We start from the raw sequence: 17,082 nt of genomic DNA on the forward strand, positions 1-17,082 counted from the left end.
CCTGACTGTTGATCCTAATCCTGAAGAAATCCGACAATATCACGCACATTGCGCATCGTCTTCTCTGCCAACACACTTGCCTGTTCACCGCCGTTTTTAAGGACGGAGTCGATATAGGCAGTATCGGCGGAAAGGCGGCGCATCTCGCTGGCAATCGGTGCAAGCTTTGCCACGGCCAGATCGGCCAAAGCGGGCTTGAACACCGAGAACTGCTGGCCACCGAAATCACGGATGACGCTTTCCTTGTCCGTATCGGTGAGCGCCGCATAGATGCCGACGAGATTATCAGCTTCAGGCCGCTCTTTCAGACCTTCAATATCCGATGGCAACGGCTCGGAATCGGTCTTTGCCTTGCGGATTTTCTTCGAGATTGTGTCTTCGTCATCCGTCAGGTTGATGCGCGACAGATCAGAGGGATCGGATTTCGACATCTTCTTTGTACCGTCGCGCAGGCTCATCACCCGCGCGGCAGGACCGCCAATGACAGGCTCCGTCAGCGGGAAGAAGCTCTGGATGGTTTCATCGCCCGATTGGGTCTCGACGCCTAGACCAAGTTCGGCAATGCGGTCGGAGAAATCCGTGTTGAATTTTTGGGCAATGTCGCGTGTCAGTTCCAGATGCTGTTTCTGATCTTCACCGACAGGCACATGCGTTGCGCGGTAAACGAGAATATCGGCAGCCATCAGGTTGGGATAGGCGAAGAGGCCAACGGAAGCGTTTTCGCGGTCCTTGCCTGCCTTGTCCTTGAACTGGGTCATGCGGTTCAGCCAGCCCATGCGTGCGATGCAATTGAACACCCATGCGAGTTCCGCATGCTGGCGCACCCGGCTCTGGTTGAAGACAATGTGCTTTTCCGCGTCGATACCAGCAGCGAGAAACGCGGCAGTGACTTCGCGTGTATTGCGCTGCAACTCCGCCGGTCCACCCCAGACGGAAACCGCCTGCGTGATCGCGTGCTGGTCAACGACGCAGTAAATGCAGTTGTTATTTTCCTGCAGGGCAACCCAACGCCGCACGGCTCCCAGATAATTTCCGAGATGCAGATTACCGGTTGGCTGGACACCGGAAAAGACGAGCGGCTCAAACGTGCTCATGGTCAGTCCTTAGATCGTTCGGGGATCGGGTCATCGGACCCGATGGCAATGGAGAGGAGGTTTTGGCAGAGCAGGGCGCTCTATTCAAGCCCTATCGAAACGTGCTGGTTCATTTGAGTTCGAGGAGGTCCCAAGTGTTGCCATAGAGATCTTCAAACACCGCAACGCTGCCATAGGCTTCGTGACGGGGTTCTTCAAGAAAACGCACGCCTGATTTCACCATCGCCGCATGATCCCGCGCGAAGTCATCCGTATAGAGGAACAACGCAACCCGCCCGCCGGTCTGGTTGCCGATGCTGGCGACTTGCATCTGCGTGTCGGCCTGGGCAAGCAGGAGCTTTGCTCCATCCGTCTCAGGCGCGACGACAACCCAGCGCTTTGTCGGGGACAGTGCGGTATCGCTGACCAGCGAAAACCCCAACACCCCAGTGTACCATGCAATCGCCTCGTCATAGTCATGCACGAGTAGGGTGATCATCCCGATATGGCGGCTCATGCGGCAGGGTCCTCCGGAGGCGCTACAGGTGTCTTTGCGCCCCGTTTCACATTGCGGCGGATCATACCGAAGCTCGCGCCGCCCGTTGCAAAGGCCAGCGCGAAATAAATGATCATGGAAAGCAGGATCAATCCGAAGACAACAGGTGCCTGAACATGAACAGGCGTGTGGGACGCAAGATAGGGTGCTGCCCATTGGATGGCGTAGTAAAGCGCAACAGCCATCATTGCTGCGGAAAAGATCAGGCGCGGAATGCGCGTGAGCAGCGGAATATCGCGCCCCCAATGACCGCGCCAGACCAAGGTTGCAAACAGGAGAATGGCATTGACCCAACCGGCCGTCACTTCAGCGGTGGCAATGCCGGTTTCCGCCATCAACGGAAACAGCGTCAGAGCCATGGCAACATTGATGACCACGGAAACCGCCGCAAAGATCATCGGTGTCTTGGTGTCCTCGCGGGCAAAGAAACCGGGAATGAAAGCCTTGATCAGGACAAAAGCGGGGAGGCCAAGGCCATAAACCGCGAGGATATTGGAGACGCGCCGTGTCGACTCGACGGTGAATTCCCCGCGCTCAAGCAGCAGGCGAATGATCGGCTCGGACATGACAAGAAGCGCAGCGGCGGCTGGCAGTGTCAGGAACAGGATGAATTCGACGGAGCGGTTCTGCAGGCTTCCGGCTTCCTTCAGATTGCCGGAACGCAGCGCGCGGGCAAGCTCAGGTAGAAGCACGGTTGCGACGGCAATACCCACAACACCAAGCGGCAACTGGTACACCCGGTCCGCATTGGCAAGCGACGTCACTGCGCCGTCCCGGGCGGACGCAATATTCGTGTTCACCAGAAGATTGATCTGGGTGATACCCCCGGTAATTGCGGCGGGGAGGGCAAGCACCAGCAGGCGTCGCACATTCGGCGTGAAATGCGGCAAACGGAAGCCAATGGAAATGCCCGCATTGCGCACGGCAAACCACACGATCGCCAGTTGCACCAGACCGGCCGCCATAACGCCCCAGGACAGGCCATAGCCGATCTTGATGCCGTCATGGCCCTTGTACCAGGCATAGGCGAGGACGCCGATCAGGATAACATTGAGAAACACCGGCGCGACGGCGGCTGCAAAATAGCGATGCAGCGAATTCAGCATGCCGCTCATCATCGCCGCCAGCGACATGCAGGCGAGATAGGGGAACATGATGATCGCCATCGACACCGTGTTGCCGAACTTGACCGGATCATCGAGAAAGCCTGGCGCAATCACGGTGCGCACGATCAGTGGCATCGACAATTCCATCAAAATGGTCAGCGCCATCAGGACGGTAAAGAGCACACCAAAGACCTCTTCGGAAAAGCGCTTGGCGCCCTCCATGCCATTCGCCTCGATCTCCTTGGCGAACAGCGGCACGAAAGCGGCATTGAATGCGCCCTCGGCAAACAGGCGGCGAAACGTGTTGGGAAACCGGAACGCGGCATTGAATGCATCGGCGACGGGGCCTGTACCAAGCGCTGCTGCCATCAGCATTTCGCGCGTCAGCCCGAAAACACGGCTCATCAGGGTGCCGGAGGCCACCGTCGCGAATTTTTTGACCAGACTCATACCTGTTCCAGTTTTCGAATAAACATGGGTGCTGAACCTATTCTGCCGACATCAGGATATTGTGCCGCTGCGGCTGAGCCGTGGTGATATCGCCTTCGCCGAAAAGCGCGAGCATTTTCTTGCGGATGCGGTTTTGCCGGGCCGCATTGGTGATCTGATGGCCAACGAGATCGGTGACATAGAACACGTCGATGACCTTTTCGCCAAACGTCGTCACATGCGCCGAGGCAATATCGAGTGACAGATCGGAAATGACGCCTGTTATCTCAGAAAGCAGACCCGGACGATCCAGACCTTCCACTTCGATAACGGTAAACTTGTTCGACAACTTGTTGTTGATTTCGACGCGCGGCGTGATGCGGAATGCCTTGACTGCACGCTTGGGCTTGGTCCGCGATGCCAGCATTTCAGGCAGATAGGATTTGCCCGAAAGCACATCTTCGATCAGGCGGCCAACCCGCATGGCACGACGGCGCTCATCATCATCCGTCGGAAATTCGCGGCTGATGAGGATCGTATCAAGTGCGCGGCCGTCGCTGGTCGTGAAAATCTGCGCATCGACAATGTTGGCGCCAGCTGCGGCACAGGCTCCGGCGATGATCGATAGCAGGCGCGGATGATCAGGCGAAAGCACGGTGATTTCGGTCACGCCTTCAAAATCATGGGTTTTCACCATGGTTGCCAGCGTCTTTTCGGTATTGTCGGACTCGCGCACGAAATTGGCGTGGCGCACCTGATCATCGAGACTGACCGTCAAAAGGTAGTTCTGATAATGCAGGGCGAGATAGGACTGGCGTTCAACCTGCGGCCATGACGACAGGGCATGCTCAAGCTGCGCACGGGCGTGGTCGGTGCGCTCCTTGCGCGATACTTCCGAGAAGCCGCCGGTCAGCATCAGTTCCGTTTCATAGAAGAGGGTGCGCAGCAACTGGCCCTTCCAGCCATTCCATACGCCCGGTCCAACCGCCTTGATGTCACAAACCGTAAGGATCAGGAGAAGCTTCATCCGGTCGAGCGTTTGAACAATCTCGGCAAAATCCTCAATGGTCTTGCGGTCATTGAGATCGCGCGACTGTGCCACCATGCTCATGGTCAGATGCTGTTCCACCAGCCACGACACGGTTTCCGTATCGGACTTGGACAGGCCCAGACGCGGGCAGATACGCTTGGCAATACGGGCGCCCGCATGGGAATGATCTTCCGGGCGTCCCTTGGCGATATCGTGCAGCAGCAGCGCGACGTAGAGCAGCTTCCGGTCTTTCTTCATACCCGGCATAATCTGGTTGGCCAGCGGATGCTCCTGACCAAGATCGCCATGCTCGATTTCCGAAAGCACAGCAATACAGCGCAGCAAATGCTCGTCAACCGTATAGTGATGATACATGTTGAACTGCATCATCGCGACGACCTTGCCGAAATCCGGGATGAATTTGCCCAGCACGCCTGACTCATTCATGCGGCGCAGGATCAATTCCGGATTGCGCTCGGAAGTCAGGATTTCGAGGAACAGGCTATTGGCCTCAGGGTTTTCGCGCAGTTCCGCCTTGATCAGGGAAAGCGAGCGGGTAACAAGCTGCATCGCATCCGGGTGAAGTTCAAGGCCATGCAGATCCGCCAGATGAAACAGGCGGATGAGATTGACAGGGTCTTTATGGAACACGCCGTCATTGGCGATGGTGATGCGGTGATTGTCGACGACAAAATCCGATGTTCCCGGAAGCTTGCGTTTGCGCCGGGAAAAGGTGAGGAAAATCCGGTTGAAACCCGGAACGTGTTTCGCCTGCTCTTCTTCCAGCGCCGCGCAGATGATGCGGGTCAGGTCGCCCACTTCCTTGGCTACAAGGAAGTAATGCTTCATGAAGCGCTCAACATCGCGCTGGCCGGGATGGGCCGTATAGCCGAGCCGCTGGGCGATCTCGCTCTGAATATCGAAAGATAGCCGCTCTTCTGCCTTGCCCGTATAGAAATGCATATGGCAGCGCACGGCCCAGAGCAGGTCTTCGGCTTTACGGAAAATATTGTGTTCTGCGCGCGACAGCACGCCAAGCTTGACCAGCTCGTCGCTGGTTTTGACGTGGTAGTAATATTTGGCAATCCAGAAAAGCGTGTGCAGGTCGCGCTGGCCGCCTTTGCCTTCCTTGACGTTCGGCTCGACCAGATAGCGTGTGGCACCCGCCTTGCGGTGGCGTTCATTGCGCTCGGTGAGCTTGGCTTCAATGAAAGCGGGTCCCGTACCCTTGACGACTTCCGCATCAAAACGGCGCACCAATGTAGTGAATAGCTCATCATTGCCGCAGACGTAGCGCGCTTCGAGAATGCTGGTGCGGATGGTCATATCAGCAAGTGACTGGCGAATGGATTCGTCAATATTGCGGGTGGCATGGCCGACTTTCAGACCCATATCCCAAAGCATATAAAGAATATACTCGACCACCTGCTCGCCCCACGGCGTCTGTTTATAGGGGAGAAGGAACAGAAGATCGATGTCCGAACCCGGAGCCAGGCCGCCGCGACCATAGCCACCCACGGCAACCACGGTCATACGCTCCGCCGAGGAGGGGTTGGTCGAATGGTAGATGTGGGTGATGGCAAACTCGTAGAGTGCCGAAATGATCTGATCCATCAGATAGGACAAGCGCACGGAGCAGCGTGTGCCGCCGCCGTCCTTTTTCAACATCTCTTCAGCAGTCTTGCGACCCGAACCGAGTGTTTCTTTCAGGAGCTGCAGCACGTCATTGCGATTGACGGAAGCGGCGCCTTGTTTCTTTGCCGCCTTGACCAGATCTTCAAATTGACGATGAAGTTTGGCCGGACTGACGATCTGTTCCAGTTTCAGGTCTGCGCTCATGAACACGACTTTATAAATGATGGCCGCACGCTATAGCGTGTATTTGCTATAAACGAAATGCCCCTATGCGCTCACGATGTCGGGTTTGTGGCAAGGCCTTTCAACCGGTAGAGGGCGTCGAGCGCTTCACGCGGTGTCATTTCATCCGGGTTAACTGTCGAAAGCGCGGCCAGCAGAGCGCTGTCCTTACCCTTGGCGGGTGCTTTCACCTCGCGTTTCACCTCAACCGAGAACAAGGGCAGATCATCAATCAGCTTGTCCGCCTTCCCTGAAGTCTCTCCAGCCTCAAGCTGATGCAGAACGTCGCGGGCGCGATTAACCACCGCTTCGGGCAGCCCCGCAAGCCGTGCCACTTGCACGCCATAGGAGCGGTCTGCTGCACCCTTGGCCACCTCATGCAGGAACACCACGTCGCCGTCCCATTCCTTGACCCGCATGGTGACATTGCTCAGGCGCGTCAGTTTTTCAGAAAGCGCGGTCATTTCATGGAAATGCGTGGCGAAAATCGCCCGGCACTGGTTTTTTTCGTGCAGATATTCCACCGCCGCCCAAGCGATAGAAAGACCGTCAAACGTGGCTGTTCCGCGCCCGATCTCATCGAGAATAACCAGCGAATGATCACTGGCCTGATTGAGAATGGCAGCGGTTTCCACCATTTCTACCATGAATGTCGAGCGACCGCGCGCCAGATCATCCGAAGCGCCGACGCGCGAAAACAGCCGGTCGACAATACCGATATGGGCCGAGCCCGCCGGAACAAAGGAACCCATCTGTGCCAATATGGCGATCAATGCGTTCTGGCGCAGGAATGTCGATTTACCACCCATATTCGGCCCGGTCAAAAGCCAGATGGCGCCCTTGTTCGCTCCTTCGGGCGAGAGGTTGCAATCATTGGCCACAAACGGATTGGCGGCCTGACGGCGCAGGGACTGTTCGACAACGGGATGGCGACCGGCAACAATCTCGAAGGCCAGACTGTCATCAACAAGCGGGCGGCAATAGCCCTGCTCTTCGGCAAGCGCGGCAAGCGATACGGAAACATCGAGCGCCGCCAGTGCTGCTGCACCGGCGCGGATCGCGTCCGCATTGGCAACGGTTTCCGTGACGAGCGTCTCGAAAATCCCAAGTTCAATCGCCAAGGCCCGTTCCGCCGCATTGGCAATCTTGGTTTCAAGCTCTGCGAGTTCGGTGGTGGTGAAACGCATGGCATTGGCGATGGTCTGCCGGTGAATGAATTTGCCTTTGGCTTCATCCGTATCTGTCATGACAGATGAATTGTTGGCTGTTACCTCGATGAAATAGCCGAGCACATTATTGTGTTTGATCTTGAGCGAGCGGATACCGGTCAGATCCATATAGTCGGCTTGCAAGCCGGCAATGATGCGGCGCGAATGATCGCGCAGCGCGCGCATTTCATCGAGTTCCGCATTGTATCCGGGTCGCACAAAACCGCCATCGCGCTTGAGCAAAGGCAGTTCATCATCAAGCGCATGCTCAAGATGGGTGGCAAAATCAACCGGTAAAGCGCCAAGGCAGTTGCGAACTGCAGAAAGTTCAGCCGGAAGCACTTCTCTTCCAAGGAAAGTGGCAATCTCAGCTGCCGCTTCCAGCCCACGCGCCAGCGCACCCAGATCACGCGGGCCGCCACGTCCAACCGCAAGCCGCGACAGGGCACGTGGCATATCGGGAACACCCTTCAAGGCCTCGCGGGTCAGATCGGCAAGCGATTGGCCCGCCAGAAAACAGGATACGGAATCAAGCCGCTCGGCGATGGCATCGGGATTGGTGAGGGGCGAGGTCAGGCGTTCGGCCAGAAGCCGCGCACCGCCGCCGGTTACTGTCCGGTCTATGGATTTCAGCAGGCTGCCATCGCGTTGGCCGGATAATGTGCGCAACATTTCCAGATTGGCGCGGGTCGCCGGGTCGATGAAAAGCGTGGACCCTTCGGATTCCCGCTCCGGCCGCATCAGCGGCGGGCGTTCGGCAATCTGGGTCTTTTCCACATAGGCAATAGCACCTGATATCGCTGAGAGTTCGGCACGGGAGAAGTTGCCGAAACCGTCGAGCGTCGCCACATCGAAATAGCGCTGGATGCGGTTTTCTGCCGTGGCACTGTCGAAAAGGCTAGGTGGCTGCGGACTGACGGAACGGCCGATCACATCGAATGTCGGGCGCAATTCCGGATCATGGAAAACCGGGTCGGCAACGATCAACTCACGCGGATCGACCCGCAGAATATCAGCCAGAAGCCGCGACGGGTCCGTTTCACTGACGCGGAAGGTGCCGGTGGAAATATCAATCCATGCGAGGGCAAACTGGCCCTGTGCCGCACCTTTGACCCGTCCCAACGTCATCAGATAATTGGCTTCGGAAGGATCAAGCAGCTTTTCTTCAGTGATGGTGCCCGGTGTGACCAGACGCACCACATCGCGCTTCACCACGGATTTCGAGCCGCGTTTGCGTGCTTCAGCCGGGTCTTCCACCTGTTCGCAAACCGCGACCCGGAAGCCGCGCATAATCAGCTTTTGCAGATAATCATCCGCCGCATGCACAGGAACGCCGCACATGGGAATATCGTTGCCCAGATGCTTGCCACGTTTGGTTAGCGTGATTCCGAGCGCACGCGATGCCTGCACGGCATCATCGAAGAACAGCTCGTAGAAATCCCCCATCCGGTAAAACAATAGGCTATCGGGGTTGGTCGCCTTGATCTCGATATATTGCTCCATCATCGGCGTTGGGCGCGCCGAGAGGTCAGCTTCATAGGATGGTGTTTCTGCTGTGAATGGCATGTCGGCCAAGACGTTCTCCTGAATTTGACCGATTCCGATCAGAAGACCAATCTATGCGCTATCGAAAACTTTACACACCGTGCGGCAACATCATCAGTGGTTTTCTCCACAGATGATGTTGTTCAAACACGCAGGGAAGGGCAAATTTCAGTCGAAACGCTTGGCGTTTGAGATGTAATGGCTGACGTAGCGGCTGGAAATCCGGCTGACCGGCAGGATAATCAGCACATCAGTCGTGCCAAAATCATAGTCGACTACCGCACCGTCGCCGATCATGGCACCGAGACGCAGATAACCTTTGATCAATGGCGGCATGGCAAACAATGCGACCTTTGGATTAACCGCTTCGCTTGGGACGAGATCCATTGGCTGGTACAGCGAAGGCAGAGCCTGAACGTCCCAATCCGCAGTTGCGCGGCAATTGTGATAGAGGAACGACAGCGGCAATGCATGTGCCGCCGGGACAGTTCCCTGAAAGGATGCGCAGCCGAACATCACGTCAATCGAGTGATAGCGGCAATAGCTCCAGATACCCTGCCAGAGCAGCTCAACCGTGCGCTTCGAGCGATACTCCGGCAAAACACAGGAACGTCCCAACTCAAGAAAGTGCATTTGCGGTTTGGCGGCCACAAGATTGTCAATGGTGTATTCGCTCGTCGTGTAAAAGCCACCGGTCTTATGGGCAACCTCCGAACGCATCAGGCGATATGTACCGACGATCTGCTTGTGCTTTGGCCCGACAATCGAAGTGTCATAAACCAGAAGATGGTCGCATACCGGATCGAAACGATCCGCATCACGCTGTTCCAGCGAAGCCGAACCTTTGGCACCTAACTCATCGAAAAATACTTTGAAACGCAGCTGCTGAGCCGAGACAATTTCGTCCTCGGTCTGGGCAAGACACACTTCCATCGTCCCAATGCGTCCAAGCACCGAGACCAGGTGTGGCGCCGTAAACGGCGAGCGTGTTGAATCAACCTGCGACATCGTGTGCTGATCTTTAGAGATAGACGCAGGTTCAAGCAAGGCGAAGCTCATAACGATTCGCTCTCATCATGGTTGATCGGCAATCACTAGATGCCTGAATACAACAATTGGATGACGAGCGCATGACGTCCAGAACGCTGCAAATACTGGYTTATGATCAGTTTTCCCCAGTCTGCCCCTTCGGTGTTTTGCGCTCTCGCAGCCACACAAATATTTCTTCAAGCACAACAAGTGCTGCGCCGACAGAAATATAAGCGTCAGCCAGATTGAAGACGGCAAACGACCAGGATGGCAGGTGGAAAAGAATATAATCAACGACATAACCAAGCAGGCTGCGGTCAATCAGGTTGCCGATAGCGCCACCGATGATCAGCGCAAAGCCGATGCGCGAAATCCATCGTGCTGCGGCGGTGGTCCACCAGAGATAGCTGACAAAGGCGATGACAATGACAGTCATGCCAACAAGGGCAAGGTCATGCATGCCGCTGAGCATTGAAAATGCGATGCCATTATTGTGAACGCGGAAAAGTGCAAGAAATGGCAGCACGTCGATCTGCTGCTGATAGTCCATTCCGGTCTCAACGAGATATTTGATGATCTGGTCACTGGCCACGGCAAAAACCACGATGGCGAGCAGGCTGAAGAAGGATTTGCTCTTCATGGGGTCATTTATCCTGTTTGTCGCCGATGAGCGTCAACGCCTCACGGCGGATCTCGAACAGCATGACGCCGGTGGCGATGGCAAGGTTAAGTGAATCCGCCCGGCCTTCCTGCGGAATACGGGCAAGCTTGTCACAGGTCGATGCCAGCGTATCGGGCAGACCCTGCTGTTCGTTGCCCATCAGCAATATGACGGGTTTTCCCTTATAGGGGATCGTCCGGTAATCCACGGCACCCTTGAGATGCGTGCCGACGATGAGACCGGAGAAACCCTTACGCCAGGCAAGGAATTCGGCTTCCGTCGCGCGCGCCAGTGGCACGGCAAACAGGGAACCCATGGTGGCACGCACGGTTTCCAGTGAAAACGGGTCCGTCGTATCGCCGATCAGAATGATCCCCTTGGCGCCTACCGCATCGGCGGTACGGATGATCGTGCCGAGATTGCCGGGGTCGCGCACCCGGTCGAGTGCCACGTAAACTTCGTTGCCCTGCGGTTTGATCGCGGACAAGGGCTGCAACTTCTGCTCGAAAACACCGACAACCATTTGCGGGTTGTCGCGGCGGGTGATTGCGGAAATCACCTTTTCATTGACTTCAAGCACATCGCCGCCCTTGGCGACGGTGCGGGCTGCCACCTGCTCGACGAGAGAATTTCCCTTGCCGGCTTTGGAATAGACAAGAGTCTTGATCACCCAGCCGAGATCAAGCGCATCGATAACCAGTTTCAGGCCCTCGGCGAGGAATACACCCTGCTGGTCGCGAAACTTCTTCAGCGCCAGTGAGCGCAAATCCTTGACGATGGGATTGGTCAGGCTGGTGACTTCCTTGACCCTGCCGGGGCTTGAAATCGAGCTGCCGTGCTGGCGGTCATCATGTCTTGTCATTTGGCACCCCAGCGGCTGAACAGGGAAGTGGAGAGAGCGCGACCCGACGAGCGTTCGCGCAGGATCAGTTCGCCTGATTGTACTTCGCCGCCAAGGCCGGTGAATGCATCGCGCATCAGCTCGTGGATCGCAAAGAATGATGCCCGGATGGAATAGGCTGTCAGAACAACGCCAAGCGGGTTGGGTGTGAGGATCGACCGGCAAAGATCGACCATATCAGGCAGGTTGTCGAAAAGCTGCCAGACCTCGCCATTCGGGCCACGGCCATAGGCGGGTGGATCAAGCAGGATGATGTCATAGCCGCTGCCGCGCCGCTCTTCGCGGGCAACGAACTTCATCGCGTCTTCGCAAATCCAGCGAATAGGCTTGCTGGACAGCCCCGCCATTTCCTGATTTTCCCGCGCCCAGACAATCGCCTTCTTCGAGGCATCGACATGCGTTACCTCTGCACCGGCGCGCGCGGCAACGAGTGAGGCGACGCCAGTGTAACCGAACAGATTAAGCACCTTTACCGGACGCTTGGCGTTGCGGATAGTTTGGTCCATATGCGACCAGTGTGTTCCCTGCTCAGGAAACACACCGACATGGCGAAAAGAGGTGAAACGACCGAAGAACGGAATGCCTTCATAGGCCATAGGCCATGTTTCGCCGAGTGGCACATGTGGAAAATGCCAGCGTCCGACGCCCTCTTCATCCGTATTGCCGGTGAAGACAGCATCCGCCTTGTCCCACTCGGCTTTACTCCATGCCGGGAGCCAGATGGCCTGACCTTCCGGGCGGATGATCCGATAGGGCCCATATTGTTCAAGCTTCAGGCCGTTGCCGCTGTCAAGCAGCGCATAATCGTCTGATGGCAGTGTTTCGAGGATCAAGCCGGTCTTTTCGGTCGGGCGCGCACCGGTGCGGCGGCTCAGGACACGTTTTGGCAGAGGCTCTGAACGCGGCGCGGCCTTGACGCGGATGTCAATTTCCGGCGCAGGAGCAGGCTTGGCAAATTGCGGACGCGGCTTGGTGGCCTGCTGCTTGTAGGGAGCGGCCTTCGGTCCTACGCCCTTAGGGCTCGCACCCTTGGGGCTTGCGCCCCGGGGGTCAATACCCCGGGGGCCAGTACCCCCGGATTTCCTGATTTTTCCGCCAGACGATTTCAAACGACTATGCCCTCGTATTCCCTTGGCCTTTGATCCAATCGTGGTTTCCTATGCCAAGATGGGGGAAGGCGAAAGCAAAAACACTCAAATCGAGGCAGCAATCGCCTTTTCATAGACCAGAATACCCGCCGCAAGGTCTTCCAAGGCAGCACCGACGGACTTGAACAGGGTGATTTCGTCAGGTGATTGGCGCCCTTTGACCTTGCCGCGCGTGAGATCGAACAGGTCGCCGATTACATGGCTTTCGCTGATCACACCCGCTTTGATTGGCTGGACAATATCGCCGCCTTCTTTCAGCGCGCCTTCTTTCGTGTCGACAAACACCCGCGCAAGCTTGACGCATTCATCATCGCTTTCGCGCATGGCAGGGGTGAATGCTCCGATGAGGTCGACATGCGCGCCCTTCTTCAGGTGTCTGCCAAGAATGAGTGGCTCGGTAGAAAGCGTTCCTGCCGCGATAATGTCGGCATCGGCAATGGCTGCATCCTTATCGGTGACTGCTTTGGCATTGAACCCGTCGGCAACTAGGTCCCTAGCCACTTTCTGCGCATTGTCAAAATTGCGGTTCCAGATGGAAATCTCGCGGATCGGCCTCACAGAACTGTGCGCGCGGGCGAGGAAGCCTGATAGCGCGCCTGCGCCGAGGATAACGAGTTTGGATGCATCTTCGCGGGCAAGATAGCGGGCGGCGAGGGCGGAAGCACCTGCGGTGCGCCACGTGGTCAATCGTTGACCATCAATCAAAGCTTTGGGTTCACCAGTTTTGCCGTCGAGCAGGAGATAGACACCCATGACGGCAGGTTTGGCGATGGCGCCATTGTCAGGGGAGACGGTGACGATCTTGACGCCCATATAGCCTTTTGTGGAATCGCCAAGTGCATCGAAATCCGACCATGCGGGCATCAGCAAAAGCGTCGACGCAGCGCCGTCAGGGCGGTCAACCGTATGGTGATGGCGCACAGGCTGGATCACGCCCTGCCGGAACGCCGTTTCGATGGCATTGATCATATCCGGCCAGTTCAACAGCCCGTCGACCTCAGCCGGTGAGACCAGTTTCATCATAAATCCTTGAAAGTATGCTGTTTAATGCAGCGATGGGAGATTGGGTGTTGACTGCGTGGCAGATGATTTCCGCGCTTCTATGCGCAGGAGTTCCGCTTCCTGTTTGCGCTGGCGCGCCAGCTTGCGATGCTTGCCCTGATTGAACCAGGTGGCAAAACTGCCAAGGATCAGGCCGATGATGAGGGCAAGAAACAGCCAGACGAACAGGGGGGCCGAATAGGAAAGCCCGGGATTTCCCGGATTGAATGGATCAATCGTGAAGGTCACCAGCCCGCGATTGGCCACCGACAAGGCAATCAGAATGACGGCAAGCGGCACAAGAATGAGGACGACAACAACGCGATTGATCATTTCTCTCTCCAGGGTGACGGCACTTTACAAATAGTCAGGCAATGGAGCCGCCCCGGCTTGTCACTGCGCTCAGTCGGCGTTCAGCCTGTCGCGCAATTCCTTGCCGGTCTTGAAAAATGGCACCCATTTTTCTTCGACCTCGACACTGTCGCCGGTACGGGGATTGCGACCGCTGCGGGCTGGGCGGTTTTTTACCGAGAACGCACCGAAGCCCCGCAGCTCGACCCGGTTTCCCTCCGCCAGAGCATCGGTGATCTCGTCAAATATGGCGCCGACGATATTTTCGACATCACGTTGAAACAGGTGCGGATTGCGGTTGGCAATGATCTGGACGAGCTCTGATTTGATCACGGCATAATCCCTTCTGGTTCAAGTTCAGACAACATCGCCATTATGACTATGTCACTGATCCTGTAAGCTTAAATATCCTATTGCGCCCCTACAGGCCTGCCGTCAACGTGCCAAACTGAAACGAGCCCGTCAAGGAAGATACGATCACCGGTCAAATCCTTGAGCAAGCCAGTGCTTTCCTGCGGAATGCCGAGATATTCTGCGAGCATTTTCAACGCCGATTGYGACAGAAGCGAACTAAAAGCGGTTTTTTGAACGGGTTTCCATTCAACCACGGGCAGTTTTTCGTCCACACCCTTGGTTTTCAGCCATGCAACAGACTTGTCTTCGCCGCCAAGCTCATCGATGAGCTTGTTGGCAAGTGCCTGTCTGCCAGTGAAAACAGAGCCGTCGGCGAGCGCAAGCGTCTGCTCACGGGTAAATTTGCGCCGCTCCTGAACAATTCCGACAAACCAGTCATAGGAATCCATGATCATGCGATGGATCATCGCTTTGGCTTCATCGCTGGCGGGATTGAAAAAGTTTGGCTCAGCCTTGAGCGGGCTGGATTTGATCGTTTCGACTTTGACGCCGATCTTTGTCAGCAATTCGGAAATGTCAGGATATTGAAAAAGTACGCCGATAGACCCGACGATGGAAGACTGGCGTGCGACGATATGATCCGAACCGCTGGCAATCATGTAACCCGCCGAAGCGGCAAGGGTACCCACCTGCGCGACCACGGGCTTTTTCGCTGCGATCTTGCGGACCGCTTCGTAAATGGCTTCTCCACCAGCAGTGGTGCCGCCGGGCGAATCCACCGAGAGGATGACGCCTTTTACCGCAGCAGAATCAGCAACTTCACCAAGGCGCTTGATGAGTTCGTCATTCTCGAAAATGGTTCCCTCGATGCGAACTTTGGCGATATGCGGGGCAGTTTTGCCCGAAAGACGGTCGGAGCCGGAGAGAAAACCGTAGAGCCCGATCAATGCAAGTGCCACCACAAGCAGGGCAAGAACGCGCCAGAATGTCAGCTTGCGCCGGAGACGACGCCTGTCGATAATTGCGTCAGCGGTGTTTGCCATCGTCTTGTCCGTTTCCTGTCCAATTGAATGCAAGCATTCTTCTGCGGCAACATTCTGAGGATGTCCAGAGCCTTGAGTCTGGTGTACTGAACGATATAGGCAATTCGCCGCGCACCTTGTATATGGGCAGATGACGGCATACTTGTTCGATCAGATGCGACTTTTGCCATGGGCGCTCGTTCGTTTCATCGAAAAATAACCACATTGGCGTTCAACTAACGCAGCGCCAGTAGATATCAATCGGTAGTATAACCAACTTATGTCCATTGAACTTAAACATACGCATCCTAACGGTGATGCAACAGCCGCTGCTGCGCAGCATGCGGAAGTTGCGCGGCAATTTGCTGCCACCGAAAAGGAATCGCACGTTTTTCGTGCGGCGGAGCGTCATTCCAGGCGTGTGCGCTTCCTGAAGTTTGCGCTGCCGACGATCGCATTGGTTGGCGCCGGTGTGTTTTCCTGGTTCACTTTCTTTTCCACGACCAACATTCCAAGCAATATCTCGTTGGACAGTGCCGGCATTCAGGACGGCAAGCTTGTCATGACCAATCCGAAGCTTGATGGCTTCACCAAGGACAAGCTCCCCTACAAGATGGGTGCGGAACGCGCGCTTCAGGATGTTGGTAACAGCTCCCTGATCACGCTTGAGAATATCAGCGCCGAAATTCCTGTTGGCGCGGAATTGCGTGCGCAGGTGCATGCGAAGTCAGGTCTTTATGACAATGCCAACCGTCAGCTGAAGCTGGACAACGACATAACGCTGACAACTTCAGATGGTATGAAGGCACAGTTGAAATCCGCCGATATCAATATAGAAGCGAACACGATGTCGACCGATCAGCCGGTCAGGATCGAGAATAGCAGTGCCAGTATTGTCGCAGACAGCATGAAAATTACTCAGAGCGGCAAAGTAATGGTCTTTGAAAAGGGTGTCAGGCTTGTCATTCAGCCCGCAAAGCTGCAAGAAGGTCGCAAGGAAGCCAAATCACAACAGTGATTGTGGGCCTCATGGGGATATCCCGGATTTAGGAGATTGAGACAATGTCGCGCGGGACAAGACTGATCAGCATATCGACTGTTGCATTGGGTATTTTGGCAACCTCCATGATTGGTCCTGTCGCAGCACAGGATGCGAGCAAGGCCGTTGCTCCAAACGGTATGAAGCTTTCGAGCGATCAGCCCATCCAGATCGATTCTGATCGGCTCGATGTTCACAATGACGTCGGTACAGCAACTTTTACTGGCAACGTATCGGTTGTGCAGGGCACCACGTTGATGAAGGCCGGCTCGATGGTCGTTTATTACGTGAAGAAGCCTGAAAAGACCGAAGCGGAAAAAGCTGCCGACAAAGCTGCAAAAAAGACGGAAACCAACCCTGCTTCGCCAGCAGGAGCCGGTGCTCAGGACATTGATCATATCGAGGTCAATGACAAGGTCTACGTCAAGTCAGAGGATCAGGTTGCCACGGGCGATCACGGTACGTTTGACATGAAGACCCAGGTTCTGGTCCTGACCGGTAGCAAGGTTGTTCTGTCTCAGGGCGACAATGTCGGCGTCGGCTGCAAGCTGACCGTGCAGATGAAGAGCGGACAGGCCCAGCTTGAAAGCTGCAAGAATGGCCAGACTGGCCGCGTCTCCATCGTTGTCGCACCGAAAAGTGCTCCGAAAAACTAGACCGGCGGTATAAGTGTCCCTGTTCTCGCGTCGATCCACCCAGACTCCCGTATCGCCAGACGCTCGCATTTCTCAG

Annotated in this window: 15 protein-coding genes; 2 read left to right on the forward strand and 13 right to left on the reverse strand. The window is 56.0% G+C overall.

What is annotated here, in order from left to right; translation table 11 throughout:
- Nucleotides 1–14 precede the first annotated feature (14 nt).
- The 13 genes from trpS to sppA all read right to left on the reverse strand — a co-directional run bounded on the left by trpS (nt 15) and on the right by sppA (nt 15,332).
- A complete protein-coding gene (gene trpS, locus AB4Y96_RS19530) occupies nt 15–1,094 on the reverse strand; it encodes a tryptophan--tRNA ligase (protein ID WP_441919279.1) in 1,080 nt (359 codons plus the stop codon).
- Nucleotides 1,095–1,203: 109 nt separating this feature from the next.
- Nucleotides 1,204–1,590, reverse strand: coding sequence for a VOC family protein (locus AB4Y96_RS19535; protein ID WP_441919281.1), 387 nt, complete (start codon nt 1,588–1,590; stop codon nt 1,204–1,206).
- Nucleotides 1,587–3,185: a murein biosynthesis integral membrane protein MurJ gene (gene murJ, locus AB4Y96_RS19540; RefSeq protein WP_441919282.1), complete on the reverse strand. Its 1,599-nt coding sequence runs from the start codon at nt 3,183–3,185 to the stop codon at nt 1,587–1,589. Before murJ ends, AB4Y96_RS19535 begins: the two co-directional genes overlap by 4 nt.
- Before the next feature lie 37 nt (nt 3,186–3,222).
- Nucleotides 3,223–6,033, reverse strand: a complete 2,811-nt coding sequence (locus tag AB4Y96_RS19545) for a [protein-PII] uridylyltransferase (protein ID WP_441919284.1) — start codon at nt 6,031–6,033, stop codon at nt 3,223–3,225.
- A gap of 71 nt (nt 6,034–6,104) precedes the next feature.
- The gene (gene mutS / locus AB4Y96_RS19550) at nt 6,105–8,825 is read right to left on the reverse strand and encodes a DNA mismatch repair protein MutS (protein ID WP_441919309.1); all 2,721 of its coding nucleotides are present in this window, start codon (nt 8,823–8,825) and stop codon (nt 6,105–6,107) included.
- Nucleotides 8,826–8,972: 147 nt separating this feature from the next.
- Nucleotides 8,973–9,812 carry a GNAT family N-acetyltransferase gene (locus tag AB4Y96_RS19555; RefSeq protein WP_091880135.1) on the reverse strand — a complete coding sequence of 280 codons (840 nt, stop codon included), beginning with the start codon at nt 9,810–9,812 and terminating at the stop codon, nt 8,973–8,975.
- A 157-nt stretch (nt 9,813–9,969) separates the two neighbouring features.
- Entirely contained in the window at nt 9,970–10,473 is a 504-nt protein-coding gene (gene lspA / locus AB4Y96_RS19560) for a signal peptidase II (protein ID WP_441919285.1), read from the reverse strand.
- A gap of 4 nt (nt 10,474–10,477) precedes the next feature.
- Complete coding sequence (locus AB4Y96_RS19565; RefSeq protein ID WP_441919287.1) at nt 10,478–11,356, reverse strand: TrmH family RNA methyltransferase; 879 nt, start codon at nt 11,354–11,356, stop codon at nt 10,478–10,480.
- On the reverse strand, nt 11,353–12,318 hold the full coding sequence (locus AB4Y96_RS19570) for a class I SAM-dependent methyltransferase (RefSeq protein WP_441919310.1): 966 nt from the start codon (nt 12,316–12,318) through the stop codon (nt 11,353–11,355). The genes AB4Y96_RS19565 and AB4Y96_RS19570 overlap by 4 nt, the downstream gene beginning before the upstream one ends.
- Before the next feature lie 270 nt (nt 12,319–12,588).
- Nucleotides 12,589–13,563, reverse strand: a complete 975-nt coding sequence (locus tag AB4Y96_RS19575) for an ornithine cyclodeaminase family protein (RefSeq protein WP_441919289.1) — start codon at nt 13,561–13,563, stop codon at nt 12,589–12,591.
- Between the two features lie 24 nt (nt 13,564–13,587).
- The gene (locus AB4Y96_RS19580; RefSeq protein ID WP_441919291.1) at nt 13,588–13,917 is read right to left on the reverse strand and encodes a LapA family protein; all 330 of its coding nucleotides are present in this window, start codon (nt 13,915–13,917) and stop codon (nt 13,588–13,590) included.
- 69 nt (nt 13,918–13,986) lie between these two features.
- Complete coding sequence (locus AB4Y96_RS19585; protein WP_091878879.1) at nt 13,987–14,268, reverse strand: integration host factor subunit beta; 282 nt, start codon at nt 14,266–14,268, stop codon at nt 13,987–13,989.
- A gap of 77 nt (nt 14,269–14,345) precedes the next feature.
- Complete coding sequence (gene sppA, locus AB4Y96_RS19590) at nt 14,346–15,332, reverse strand: signal peptide peptidase SppA (RefSeq protein ID WP_091880130.1); 987 nt, start codon at nt 15,330–15,332, stop codon at nt 14,346–14,348.
- Between the two features lie 259 nt (nt 15,333–15,591).
- On the opposite strand from sppA, the gene lptC reads away from it, so the two are divergent.
- Both lptC and AB4Y96_RS19600 read left to right on the forward strand, forming a co-directional pair.
- Nucleotides 15,592–16,329, forward strand: coding sequence for an LPS export ABC transporter periplasmic protein LptC (gene lptC / locus AB4Y96_RS19595; protein ID WP_441919292.1), 738 nt, complete (start codon nt 15,592–15,594; stop codon nt 16,327–16,329).
- Nucleotides 16,330–16,373: 44 nt separating this feature from the next.
- Entirely contained in the window at nt 16,374–17,006 is a 633-nt protein-coding gene (locus AB4Y96_RS19600) for an LptA/OstA family protein (protein WP_091878876.1), read from the forward strand.
- Nucleotides 17,007–17,082: the final 76 nt, after the last annotated feature.

It is taken from the genome of Phyllobacterium sp. TAF24, assembly GCF_052113785.1.
Lineage (GTDB): Bacteria > Pseudomonadota > Alphaproteobacteria > Rhizobiales > Rhizobiaceae > Phyllobacterium.